General features: G+C 71.7%; 11 protein-coding genes. 6 read left to right on the top strand and 5 right to left on the bottom strand.

The window, feature by feature from the left end:
- Positions 1-1,061, bottom strand: a 1,061-nt coding sequence (locus tag ABD308_RS35965) for a C40 family peptidase (RefSeq protein WP_344344347.1), incomplete at its 3' end; no start/stop codon positions are given.
- Positions 1,062-1,348: 287 nt separating this feature from the next.
- Here ABD308_RS35965 and ABD308_RS35960 point away from each other — a divergent pair.
- Positions 1,349-1,660, top strand: coding sequence for a hypothetical protein (locus ABD308_RS35960; RefSeq protein WP_425554939.1), 312 nt, complete (start codon positions 1,349-1,351; stop codon positions 1,658-1,660).
- A 257-nt stretch (positions 1,661-1,917) separates the two neighbouring features.
- The gene (locus ABD308_RS35955) at positions 1,918-2,739 is read left to right on the top strand and encodes a DUF8175 domain-containg protein (RefSeq protein WP_344344343.1); all 822 of its coding nucleotides are present in this window, start codon (positions 1,918-1,920) and stop codon (positions 2,737-2,739) included.
- Between the two features lie 186 nt (positions 2,740-2,925).
- On the opposite strand, the gene ABD308_RS39830 is transcribed toward ABD308_RS35955, so the two are convergent.
- Positions 2,926-3,093, bottom strand: a complete 168-nt coding sequence (locus ABD308_RS39830) for a hypothetical protein (RefSeq protein ID WP_425554938.1) — start codon at positions 3,091-3,093, stop codon at positions 2,926-2,928.
- On the opposite strand from ABD308_RS39830, the gene ABD308_RS35950 reads away from it, so the two are divergent.
- The 4 genes from ABD308_RS35950 to ABD308_RS35935 all read left to right on the top strand — a co-directional run bounded on the left by ABD308_RS35950 (position 3,083) and on the right by ABD308_RS35935 (position 9,055).
- Complete coding sequence (locus ABD308_RS35950) at positions 3,083-4,033, top strand: hypothetical protein (RefSeq protein WP_425554937.1); 951 nt, start codon at positions 3,083-3,085, stop codon at positions 4,031-4,033. The two genes, ABD308_RS39830 and ABD308_RS35950, sit on opposite strands and share 11 nt — an antisense overlap.
- A gap of 7 nt (positions 4,034-4,040) precedes the next feature.
- Positions 4,041-5,615 carry an SCO6880 family protein gene (locus tag ABD308_RS35945; RefSeq protein ID WP_344344339.1) on the top strand — a complete coding sequence of 525 codons (1,575 nt, stop codon included), beginning with the start codon at positions 4,041-4,043 and terminating at the stop codon, positions 5,613-5,615.
- 37 nt (positions 5,616-5,652) lie between these two features.
- Entirely contained in the window at positions 5,653-7,002 is a 1,350-nt protein-coding gene (locus tag ABD308_RS35940; RefSeq protein WP_344344337.1) for an ATP-binding protein, read from the top strand.
- Positions 7,003-7,261: 259 nt separating this feature from the next.
- Complete coding sequence (locus tag ABD308_RS35935; protein WP_344344335.1) at positions 7,262-9,055, top strand: bifunctional metallophosphatase/5'-nucleotidase; 1,794 nt, start codon at positions 7,262-7,264, stop codon at positions 9,053-9,055.
- Between the two features lie 82 nt (positions 9,056-9,137).
- Here the strand turns inward: ABD308_RS35935 and ABD308_RS35930 are convergent, their stop codons facing one another.
- The 3 genes from ABD308_RS35930 to ABD308_RS35920 form a co-directional block, all read right to left on the bottom strand.
- Positions 9,138-10,631 carry a sensor histidine kinase gene (locus tag ABD308_RS35930; protein ID WP_344344333.1) on the bottom strand — a complete coding sequence of 498 codons (1,494 nt, stop codon included), beginning with the start codon at positions 10,629-10,631 and terminating at the stop codon, positions 9,138-9,140.
- Positions 10,628-11,404 carry a response regulator transcription factor gene (locus ABD308_RS35925; protein ID WP_344344331.1) on the bottom strand — a complete coding sequence of 259 codons (777 nt, stop codon included), beginning with the start codon at positions 11,402-11,404 and terminating at the stop codon, positions 10,628-10,630. The genes ABD308_RS35930 and ABD308_RS35925 overlap by 4 nt, the downstream gene beginning before the upstream one ends.
- A gap of 56 nt (positions 11,405-11,460) precedes the next feature.
- Positions 11,461-12,185: S1C family serine protease (locus ABD308_RS35920; RefSeq protein ID WP_344344329.1), on the bottom strand; the 725-nt coding region annotated here is incomplete at its 5' end.

The raw sequence follows: 12,185 nt of genomic DNA, 5'->3' as shown, positions 1-12,185 counted from the left end.
GTCGCGGCCGGGTCGCCGGGGCGGCTCGGGGCGATCACCTGGCCGTCGTACTCGCCGCGGTCCGGCAGGGCCTGGGCGCCGTCCGAGGTGACCCGGGTGGCGCCGATGTACTCCTTGGTGTCGATCTTGTCGTAGCGGATCACCGCGCCGGTGTGCGGGGCGTCGATCATGTATCCGCCGCCCACGTAGATGCCGACGTGGTGGATGCTCCGCGGATCGGTCAGGTCGGTCGCCCAGAACACCAGGTCCCCCGGGCGCAACTGGTCGCGGGACGGGTGCGGCCCGGCGTACCACTGGTCGTTGGCGACCCGGGGCAGGAGGATGCCCACGCTCTCGAACGCGGCCTTGGTGAGTCCGGAGCAGTCGAACCGTCCGTTCTGCCACGCCTTGCCGTCGCCGCCCCACAGGTACGGGGTGCCGAGCTTGGTCTGGGCGAAGTAGATCGCGCCCGCCGACTGCGCCGAGACCTCGATCGGGGCGGCCGGGTCGGCCGGGGCGGCGAAGCTGCGGGCCGTCGCCAGGATGTTCCGCACGTACCCCTGGGTCTCCCGGTACGGCGGCACGCCCTGGTACTTCGCCACGGCGCCCGGCCCGGCGTTGTAGGCGGCCAGCATGTTGGACTGGCGGTCGCCCGGGACCTTGGCCACGTCCCTGGCCAGCGCGCAGTCGAAGGTGGCCGCCGAGGCGATGGCGTCCAGCGGGTCCCAGGGGTCCCGCCGGCCGTCGTTGTTGCCGTCGGTGCCGTACGACGCCCAGGTGCCCGGCATGAACTGCGCCAGCCCCTCCGCCCCGACGCCGGAACGGGCCTTCGGGTTGAAACCGCTTTCCTGGTACAACTGGGCCGCGAGCAACGGGGGGGAGAGGTCGGGGCAGAGCCGGCCCCACTGTTCGATCGGCCCTTGGTACGCGGCCGGAACGGTCCCCGGGGAGAGTCCCGCGGCATTCCCCTGCTGCTGTGGCGTCCCGCTCGCCGCATACGTCCCGACCACCACCAGACCGACGAAGCCGGCGAGCACAACTCCCGCGGCAGCGGCGGCCGTACCGCCTTTCCGGAGTACCATCAGCACCATCCCGACGAATCGTCAGTCGAAGTGTCCCGGAAGGCGTTGCTCACCGCAATCATCAGAGATACAAAGAGTGAGCGCTATCCTTCGTACGGTGGACATCCTCGCGTACGTGTCCGATGCCTCACGACCAATCCGCGAGAAGTAGCCAAGTCGACATCAGATCTGGCCAAGAATAGGTACCGACCCTTCGCGCGGGTGGGGTCTGGGCCCTTGAATTTGCCTGATCGGGCGGTGAGATGGAAATGAACCAGAGCAGCGTGCACAGCATCGCGATCGGCCACCTGGCCGAGGACCCACCAAAGAAGCCGAACATCGACACCATCATCGGCGGGATCGCCCCGGACTGGGGCCCGTTCGCGAGCCTCGGGTCGGAGGCCCGGGTGATGATCGAGGTCGTCATGGCCGTGGCCATCCTGGGCTGCCTCGGCATCGCCATCTGGGGCGCGGCCAAGCAGCGGATCGGCGCCACCGCGATGCGCGACAGCTTCGGCGCCGAACAGGGCAAGGGGCTGATCATCGCCGGGCTGACCGGCGTGTTCATCATTGGATCACTTGGCACTCTGTTCACCATTGTGTACGGCATGGCGATCTGACGATCAGGCAGATCGGACAGTTGGGGCGAATCCGGTGGTTCGGGCTCCTCGGACCACCGTGATGCGGTGGCGGACGGCGTGCCGCCCGTGCCCGCCGACCTGTCCGATCGTCTGACCGTCCGACCGTCTGTCCGGGCACCTCGTGAATGCTCGGAGTCCCGCCGGGAACCCATCCACCACCCCTTCCCTCCGCGCCCGTCCACGGCCGGAGGGGCCCCCGGAGCCGCCAGCCGGCTCCCCGCACCAGGAGGGCCGCCGTGCCGTTGTCCGACGACCAGCCGCACACCCGTACGCGGCTGCCGGTCGGCGAACAGCCCTTCACCCAGCCGGGCGCCCGTCAGGCGCGGCCGCTGCGAACCCTGCTGACGGTCGTGCTGGTCGTCGCGCTGCTCGTAGTGGCGATCTCGATCGCCAACCGGGGCAAGCCCGACCCCGCCGGCGGCAACGCCGGCCGCTCCGCCGACCGGACCGCCGCCCCCGCCGGCTCCGGCGCGGGCCCCGCCCCCAGCGGCGACCAGCCCGTCACCACCACCGTCAACGGCATCGCCTCCGGCTTCCCGCACACCGACCAGGGCGCCCAGTCCGCCGCCGCCAACTACGCGGTCGCCATCGGCTCCACCGACATGTTCCGCACCGACACCCGCCACACCATCGTCACCACCATCGCCGACCCCGCCGCCGCCCCGACCCTCCAGTCCCGCCTGGACCAGGGGTTCTCGCCGGAGACGACGGCCAGGTTCGGGGTGGACGCGCAGGGACGCGCGCCGAAGGGGATGACCTTTGTGAGCCGGACCGTCCCAGTGGGGACGAAGAGCAGCGCCTACACGGCCGAAAGCGCGAAGGTGGAGGTCTGGTGCACGGGCCTCTACGGGATCGCCGGCGAACGCTCGGTCCGTCCCGTCTCGGAGGAGTGGTTCACGCTCACCCTCAGCCTGCGATGGGTGGGCGAGGACTGGAAGCTCGCCGACTACAGCCGGGTGTCGGGTCCGGCACCGGTACCGCCGGACCAGCAGGCCGCGACCGCTGAGGAGATCACAGGTGCCGTCGAGGGTTTCGGAGGCTTCCGTTATGCGCGCTGATGGTGGCCGGGTGATGATTCCGCGTGCTCTGGCAAGGCTCTCCGGAGGAGTGGCCCTGGGCCTGCTGACAGTCGGTCTGACGGCGCGGCAGGCTTTCGCTGAACCCTCGCCCACGGTGACCCCGACCCCGACGCCCAGCACCCCCGCCTCGAACTGCCCGGGGATCCCCCTGCCCGGCAACGACGTCTACTGCGCCCCCGGTGGCGGCGGTGGGGCGTCGTTGCCCGGGAGTGGGACGGTGGGGACGGTGACGGATCCGTTGGGGTCGTTGGCGAAGGGGTGTGCGCAGGCGGCGGCGTGGGTGGTGCGGAAGTTGTCGGGGGCGATCGACGGGACGACGGAGGTGGACTTCACCAATGCGTCGTTCCTGCAGCAGTACGCGGTGGTGTTCGCCGCGTCGACGATCATCACGTTGGTGCTGTGGCTGCTCGCGGTGACCAAGCGGGCCGTGCGCGGGGCGCCGTTGGCGACGGCGATCTCGGAGGCGATCGGGTTCCTGTGGCTGACGGTGGTCGCGTCGGCGTTCACGCCGTTGATCCTGTACACGGTGGTGAGCGCGACCGACGGGTTGACCAAGGCGGTCGCGGTGGGGACGAAGTCGGACACCGGGACGTACCTGGGCGGGTTCGCGGACACCCTGGAGAAGGGTGACATCGGCGGTGGGCCGCTGATCCTGATCATCACCTCGCTGGTGGCCGTGCTGGCGGCGGCGGTGCTCTGGATCGAGCTGCTGATCCGGGCGGCGATGCTGTACGTGGGCGCGCTGCTGGGGACGGCGGTGTACGCGGGGCTGGTGGACAAGCAGTTGTGGAAGCACGTGCGCCGCTGGGCGGGGGTGATGGTGGCGGTGGACCTGGCGAAGCCGATCATCGTGATCATCCTCGGGCTGGCCGGTGCGGTGTCGGCCGGGGCGGGGGCGAGCGACGACTTCGCCCGGGTGCTGTCGGGGCTGGCGATCCTGTTCCTGTCGATCTTCGCGAGCGCCGCCGTGTACCGGTTCGTGCCGGGCTTCGGGGACGAGATCATGAGCATGCGCAGTGCCCGGGCGAGCGCGGTCTCGGCCGGATCGGCGATGATCAACGGGACCGCGAACTTCATGCGGCAGGGCATCAGCACGCACGGCGACCGCGGCCCGCAGCCGGGCGGCGGCGGGGGCGGCTCGGGTGCGGGGGGCGGCTCGGTGGCCCCGGGCATCGCCGCTCACGCGGGGCGTACGTCGGCGCCGTCGCAGGCCGGGCCGCCGGCCCAGGCCGCGGGTCCGATCCGCGACAGCAATCCAGCGAAGGGAGGGTGACGGGTAAGTGAGCAGCGAACCGCTCGGTCAGTACGGTGCCCAGTACGCCCAGCCGTACGTGCACCAGCGCCGTACCTACCTGATCGGCAAGGCCCGCCCGAACGCGCCGATCGGCCGGAACCGGGAGTCCGGGGAGATCGTGCTGATCATCTTCGGGGCCTTCCTCGGCATGGTCTGGGGCCTGATGATGCCGATCCTGCCGTTGCGCATCGCCGGCCTGGTGGGCCTGCCCGTGCTGGCGATCGCGGCGGTGTACGTGCCGTACCGGCGCCGGACGTTCTACAAGTGGGTGGAGATCAACCGCACCTACCGCCGGACGGTCCGCAGTGGCCGGGCGGTGTGGAAGTCGGACGCGATGGACGCCGGGACGCGGCTGGACGGCCGCGAGGTGGAGATCGGGCCGCCGCCCGGGGTGGGGCGGCTGCGCTGGCTGTCGGCGCCGTTCGGGCCGGACGAGGTCGGGGTGCTGATGCACCTGGAGCGGCGCACGGTGACGGCGGCGATCGAGATCGAGGGCCCGGGTGTCGGGCTGCGCGACTCGGAGGACCAGGAGGCGCTGGTCGACCGGTTCGGGACGCTGCTGAAGCACGTCGCGAACGGGGACGGCTTCGTGACCCGGCTGCAGATCCTGGCCCGCACCCTGCCGGCCGACCCGGACGCGCACGCCAAGGACGTGGAGCGGCGCGGCGACCCGGCCGCGCCGCGCTGGCTGCAGGACTCGTACGACCAGCTGCAGTCGATGGTGTCGACCTCGTCGGAGCAGCACCGGGCGTACCTGGTGGCGTGCATGCACTACACCCGGGACCTCGCGGCCGAGGCGCACGCGATGGGCCGCACCGCGACCGACCGGCGGGCCCGGGACGACGAGGGGCTGGCCGCGGTGATGGCCCGTGAGCTGACCGACATCTGCGCGCGGCTGGCGGAGGCGGACATCCGGGTGCGGCAGCCGCTGGGCCAGGCCCGGCTCTCCTCGCTGCTGCACTCGATGTACGACCCGGACCACCCGATCGACCACATCCAGGCGATGTCGAAGCGCAACGCCTGGCCGGCCGAGCTGGACGCCACCCATCCGCAGTACCTGGAGGCGAAGACCCGCGAGTCGGCGACCCGGGAGCCGTGGTGCCACGCCACCGCGTGGATCAAGGAGTGGCCGCTGACCCCGGTCGGCGTGAACTTCCTGGCGCCGCTGCTGGTGCACACCCCGGACGTGATCCGGACGGTGGCGGTGACGATGGACCTGGAGCCCACCGACGTCGCCATCGAGCGGATGCTCACCGAGAAGACCAACGACGAGGCGGAGGCCAGCCGCGCCGCCAAGATGAACCGCACCGTCGACCCGCGCGACCTGGCCCACAGCGGCCGGGTGGACCAGCGCGGTGACGACCTGGCGTCCGGCGCGGCCGGCGTCAACCTGGTCGGCTACATCACGGTCTCCTCGCGCAATCCCGACGCGCTGGCCCGGGACAAGCGGACGATCCGGGCCTCGGCGGGCAAGAGCTACCTGAAGCTGGAGTGGTGCGACCGCGAGCACCACCGCGCGTTCGTCAACACCCTGCCGTTCGCCACCGGTATCCGCCGCTGAGCGGGTCCCGGCCGAGCGACTGATCTGGAGGCCCCGTATGGCGATCGGCAACCTCACCGACGCGTTCACCAGCCTGATGTTCGGGAAGGTGGAGACCACCCGGCTGCCGGTGCGCACGTCCACCGGGCAGGCGCAGGCGGTGTACCTGCCGACCGCCGCGCCGGGGCTGGGCGACTCCGGGGTGATCATCGGCCGGGAGGTGTACAGCGGGAAGGGGTACGTCTACGACCCGTTCCAGCTGTACGGCCAGCAGCTGCCGGCCCCGCACTGGCTGGTGCTGGGGGAGTCCGGCAACGGCAAGTCGGCGCTGGAGAAGACGTACGTGCTGCGCCAGCTGCGGTTCCGGGACCGGCAGGTGGTGGTGCTGGACGCGCAGGGCGAGGACGGGGTCGGCGAGTGGAACCTGATCGCGAACGCGCTGGGCATAAAGTCGATCCGGCTGGACCCGATGGCGGCCCGGGACGGCGGGGTGAAGCTCAATCCGCTGGATCCGGCGATCACCCAGACCGGACAGCTGTCGCTGCTGCGCACCATCGTCGAGGTGGCGATGGGGCGCGGCCTGGAGGAGCGGGCGGGCTTCGCGCTGAAGGCCGCGCACGCGCACGTGGTGGCGACGGTCCAGGACCGCCAGCCGGTGCTGGACGACATCATCGACACCCTGCGCAACCCCGACCTGTCGTCGGTGGAGTCGCTGGGCGTGGCGGTGGACGAGGTGCAGTCCTGGGGCCTGGACGTCGCGCTGGTGCTGGACCGGCTGGTCGACGGTGACCTGCGGGGCATGTTCGACGGGTCGACCACCGAGGGCATCGACCTGGACGCGCCGCTGATCGTCTTCGACCTGTCGCACATCGACCGCAACTCGATCGCGATGCCGATCCTGATGGCGATCGTCGGGGTCTGGCTGGAGCACACCTGGATCAGGCCGGACCGCAAGAAGCGGATCTTCCTGGTCGAGGAGGCCTGGCACATCATCAACAGCCCGTTCGTGGCGCAGCTGTTCCAGCGGCTGCTGAAGTTCGGGCGCCGGCTGGGCCTGTCCTTCGTCGCGGTGGTGCACCACCTGTCGGACGTGGTGGACGGGGCGGCGGCCAAGGAGGCCTCGGCGATCCTCAAGATGGCCTCCACCCGGACCATCTACATGCAGAAGGCCGAGGAGGCGAGAGCCACCGGACGGGTGCTGGGCCTGCCGCGCTGGGCGGTGGAGATCATCCCCACGCTCTCGCCGGGCATCGCGGTCTGGGACGTCAACGGCAACGTCCAGGTGGTGAAGCACATCATCACCGAGGCGGAGCGTCCGCTGGTCTACACCGACCGTGCGATGACGGAGGACGCGGTGGCCGAACGGGTGCGTGCTGAGCGGCAGTTGGCGGCCGAGCCGGGCGTCTGAGGACGTCCGCCGGGCCGGCCGGGGCCGGGTCCCGCGGGCCGCGGGGGCGGGCGGGGCCGGGTCCCGCGGGCCGCGGGGGCGGGCGGGGCCGGTGGGGAAAGTCCGATGACGATTCGTCCGCAGGTAACCCTGTCGTTACGTCCCGGGGCCTGACAGCTACGCGCGTTGACCCTAGGCTGCACTCGCGCAACGACACTCGTCTCGCGCGCCCGGGCCTGTCCACAGCTGGGCGCTCTCACAGGTGCAGGGGACCTCCTACATGCTCTCCGTCACATTCCGACGGTCGGCGCTGGCCGTCGTCGCCGCGGCCGGCCTCGTCGGCACGGTGGCCGTGCCGTCCGCGGCCCAGGCCGCGACCGCCAAGAAGCCCAAGACCGTCAACCTCCAGTTGCTGGCCATCAACGACCTGCACGGCAACCTGGAGCCCCCGGCCGGCTCGTCCGGCACCATCCGGGAGATCGACCCGGCCACCGGCCAGCCGGTGAGCACCCCGGCCGGCGGCATCGAGTACCTCGCCACCGCGCTGCGCCAGGCCCGCGTTCCCGCGGACGACTCGATCACCGTCGCCGCCGGCGACCTGGTCGGCGCCTCCCCGCTGACCTCGGCGCTCTTTCACGACGAGCCCACCGTCGAGGCGCTGGACAAGCTGGGCCTGGACGTCAGCTCGGTCGGCAACCATGAGTTCGACGAGGGCTCCGCCGAGCTGCTCCGCCTCCAGAACGGCGGCTGCCACCCGACCGACGGCTGCTACGAGGAGGGGCGCAGGTTCGCGGGCGCCAACTTCAACTACCTGTCGGCGAACGTCACCAGCGAGAAGACCGGCAAGCCGGTGCTGGCCCCGTACTGGGTGACCAAGTCCCAGGGCGTCAAGGTCGGTTTCATCGGCGTCACCCTGGAGGGCACGCCGAACATCGTGACCGCCGAGGGCGTCAAGGGCCTCAAGTTCGCGGGCGAGGTCGCCACGATCAACAAGTACGCCGCCGAGCTGAAGGCCAAGGGCGTCAACTCGATCGTCGCGCTGATCCACGAGGGCGGCCTGCCGGCCAGCAGCACCTACAACTACGACTGCGGCGCGGCCGGTCAGGGCGTCTCCGGCCCGATCGTCGACATCGCCAAGCAGATCGACCCGGCCGTCGGCGCCATCGTCACCGGCCACACCCACAACGCGTACGCCTGCACCATCCCGGACCCGCAGGGCGTGCCGCGCTCGGTGACCAGCGCCGCCTCCTTCGGCCGGCTGTACACCGAGATCAACCTGAAGCTCGACAAGACCAGCGGCGCCATCGTGCGCCCGTCGGTCAAGGCCGAGAACCACATCGTGCGCCGGACGGTCGAGAAGGCCCCGGACATGACGGAGCTGATCAGCCGCTACTCCAAGCTTGCCGCCCCGATCGCCAACCGCCCGCTCGGCTACATCGCCTCGGACATCAACGGCCGCGGCAACAGCGACCCGGAGAAGCCGCTCGGCGACGTCATCGCCGACGCCCAGCAGGCCGGCCTCGCGCCTGCCGACAAGGGCGGCGCGCAGGTCGCCTTCATGAACCCCGGCGGCATCCGCTCCGACCTCGTCTACAGGGCGAGCGGCGCCGAGGGCGACGGCGTGGTGACCTACGGCGAGGCGTTCACCGTCCAGCCGTTCACCAACATGATGCAGGTCAAGACGCTGACCGGCACCCAGCTGGTCCAGCTGCTGCAGCAGCAGGTCAGCGGCTCCAACGAGGCCTCGCCGAAGATCCTCCAGCCGTCCAAGGGCCTCAACTACACCCTGGACATGCGCAACAAGGGCGCGGACCGGGTGGTCGTCGACTCGATCCGCCTCAACGGCGCGCCGATCGACCCGGCCGCCACGTACCGGGTCGCGGCCAACGAGTTCCTGGCCGGCGGCGGCGACGGCTTCCCGGCCTTCGCGGCCGGCACCGACAAGCTCGTCGGCGCGTCCGACCTGGACGTCTTCGCCGCCTACCTCGGCGCCAACAGCTCGGCCGCCGCGCCGCTGAAGGCTCCGGCGCAGGACCGGATCAAGGTCATCGCGGCGGGCACGACCACCGGCTGAACCGGGGGTCGCCGGCCGTGAGCCGATGAAGGGCGGGGCGCTGTCGGAGCGCCCCGCCCTTCGTGTCGGCCCTTCGTGTCGTCTAGGCCGGTGTGGGGCCGCCGGGCAGGCGGACGGTGGCGAGGGCGCCGGGGCCGCCGTCCCTGGCCGGGCCGAGCGCCACTTCGCCGCCGGCCTCGCGGACGCTCTGCGCGACGATCGACAAGCCCAGGCCGGAGCCCGGGAGCTGGCGTGAGGAGGGGGAGCGCCAGAAGCGGTCGAAGACGTACGGGAGCTCCTCCGGGGGGATGCCGGGGCCGTGGTCGCGGACGGTCAGCACACCGCCGCCGAGTCGGACCTCGATGGTGCCGCCGGGCGGGCTGTACTTCACCGCGTTGTCCAGCAGGTTGATCACCGCGCGCTCCAGGGCGGCGGCGTCGGCGTGCACGTACCAGGGCGCGGTGGCGGTCTCGAAGACCAGCCCCGGGCCGCGCAGCTTGGCGCGCTCCACGGCCCGGTCGGCGATCTCGTGCAGGGCGACCACGGCGAGCGTGCGGACCGGCTTGGGGGAGTCCGGCCGGGAGAGCTGGAGCAGGTCGCCGATCAGCACGGTGAGCTCCTGCATCTGGGCCTTCATGTTGCCGAGCAGCTTGCTGCGGGTGGCGGGCGGCAGCGGGCGGCCGGTGTCGTCGCTGCGGATCAGCAGGTCGACGTTGGTGCGCAGGGAGGTGAGCGGGGTGCGCAGCTCGTGCCCGGCGTCGGCGATCAGCCGGGTCTGCCGCTCGCGGGAGTTGGCGAGCGCGGTGCTCATGGAGTTGAACGAGGTGGAGAGCCGGGCGATCTCGTCCTCGCCCTGGACCGGGATGGTGGTGCCGACCTCCTCGGTGCGGGCGATGTGCTCGACGGCGTCGGTCAGCTGGTCGACGGGCTTGAGCGCGGACCGGGCGACCAGCCGTCCGGCGACGGCGGCGAGCGCGATGCCGCCGAGGGCGACGCCGCCGAGGAGGAAGGCGAGCTGGCGCAGGGACTCCTCCACGGGCTTGGTGGAGAGGGCGTTCATCACCACGACCCGCTGGCCGGATTCACGTTCGTAGTACCAGGCGAGCTTGACCATGGCGGGCGTGCCGTCGGTGTAGTTGCCCTCACGGGTCCGGGACTCGCCGGCTCTGAGGGTGAGGACGGCCCGGTCGCTCGGCTGGATCTCGATGGCCCGGCTCGCGTTGGTCCGCAGACACACGTTGGACCAGTCGGAGGTGACCATCTGGGAGTCGAAGCGGGGCGGGTCGGCGGCGACGGCCTGGGTGGCCGCCACGACGGCCAGCGCCTTCTGGGGCGTGTCGGCGCAGATCGGCTTGGTCGGCGGAGCCGGCTGGAGCGGGGGCGCTCCGGCGAGGTCCTGCTTGACCAGGTCGTACTGCTTCCGTTCCACGATGAACCAGCAGGCCAGCGCGGACAGCGCGACCGCCACCGCGACCGCCGCCGCCGTCAGGAAGGTGAGCCGGGTGCGCAGGGAGCGGGCGCGGTACCAGGTGGTGAGGCGGCCACGGCGCGGGACGCGCGGCGGGGTGAGCGGGGGTGGCGGGACGGTGGGGCTCACGCGGTGGTGCCGGTGGCGGGGCGGAGCGCGTAGCCGACTCCGCGGACGGTCTGGATGATCCGGGGCAGCCCGCCCTGCTCGGTCTTGCGGCGCAGGTACATCACGTACACGTCCAGCGAGTTGGACGAGGGCTCGAAGTCGAAGCCCCAGACCGCCTTGAGGATCTGTTCCCGGGTGAGCACCTGGCGGGGGTGGGCGAGGAACATCTCCAGCAGCATGAACTCGGTGCGGGTCAGCTCGACCGTCCGGCCGGCCCGGGTGACCTCGCGGGTGGCGGTGTTCATCCGCAGGTCGGCGAAGGCGAGGACGTCGGTCTCCTCCTCGACGGCGGCCGCCCGGGCGGCGGCCTCGGTGGCGAGCGCGTTGCGCCGCAGCAGGGCGCGCACCCGGGCGAGCAGCTCGTCGAGTTCGAAGGGCTTGGCGAGGTAGTCGTCGGCGCCGACGTCGAGGCCGGTGACCCGGTCGCCGACGGCGTCCCGGGCGGTGAGCATCAGCACCGGCACGGTGTCGCCGCGCGAGCGCATCCGGCGGACGGCGGTGAGGCCGTCCATCCGGGGCATCATGATGTCGAGCAGGACGAGGTCCGGCCGTTCGCGTTCGACGGATTCGAGCGCCTCGTAGCCGTCGGTGGCGGTGGCGACCTCGTAGCCCTCGAAGGCGAGGCTGCTCTCCAGGGCGTCCCTGAGCGCGGGTTCGTCGTCGACCACGAGGAGCCGGGCGGTGGTCTGCTGCCCGGGCTCGGCGGGGGTGCGGTCGTCGGCGGACGGGGTCATCGGTGGTTGCCCTTTCTGATGGCGGGAGGGCCTGCTCGGTCAATTGTCGGACGTGGTCAGACGTTCTGGCCGGACTGCAGCTTCGGCAGCACCTGCTTGATGTCGTCGATCGGGATGGCGAAGCCGAGGCCGACGCTGCCGGCTCCGGCGCCGCCGGCGGTGGCGCTGGACCCGCTCGGCGAGTACATGGCCGAGTTGATGCCGATGACCTCTCCTTCGGCGTTGATCAGCGGACCGCCGGAGTTGCCGGGGTTGAGCGCGGCGTCGGTCTGGAAGGCCTGGTAGGTGGCGCTCTCGCCGCCGCTCCGCGGGGCGGTGCCGGGCAGTCCGGGCAACTGGGGGAAGCCGAAGCCGCCGTTGCCGCTGGTGGTGTCCTCGTCGAGCTGGACGGTGACCTCGCGGTTCTCGGCGCTGATGATGCCGGAGGTGACGGTGCCGGTGAGGCCCTCGGGGTTGCCGATGGCCACGACGGGGTCGCCGACCGCGACGGCGGAGGAGTCGCCGAGGACGGCGGGGGTGAGGTCCTTGGCGCCGGTCGCGGTGATCACGGCGGTGTCCAGGCCCTTGTCGGTGCCGGTGAGGCCGGCCCGTGCGGTGGAGCCGTCGTGGAAGGTGACGGTGATCAGGCCGCCGTCGGCCGCGCCGGAGACCACGTGGTAGTTGGTGAGGATCTGGCCGCCCTCGCCGAGCACCACGCCGGTGCCGGTGGCGGTGCCGCTCGCGGTCCGCACGGTGATCTGGACGACGCTGGGCGAGACGGCGGCCGCGACGGCGGCGACGT

The sequence above is a fragment of the Kitasatospora putterlickiae genome, assembly GCF_039527695.1.
Classification (GTDB): Bacteria; Actinomycetota; Actinomycetes; order Streptomycetales; family Streptomycetaceae; genus Kitasatospora; species Kitasatospora putterlickiae.
Note: the sequence above shows the minus strand (reverse complement) of the source record. Positions and strands in the feature narration are given on the sequence as shown.

Bases quoted from the DNA above. Each gene is read 5' to 3' on its own strand.
- ABD308_RS35940 (WP_344344337.1), top strand. From the start codon at position 5,653: ATGGCGATCGGCAACCTCACCGACGCGTTCACCAGCCTGATGTTCGGG.
- ABD308_RS35935 (WP_344344335.1), top strand. From the start codon at position 7,262: ATGCTCTCCGTCACATTCCGACGGTCGGCGCTGGCCGTCGTCGCCGCG.
- ABD308_RS35925 (WP_344344331.1), bottom strand. From the start codon at position 11,404: ATGACCCCGTCCGCCGACGACCGCACCCCCGCCGAGCCCGGGCAGCAG.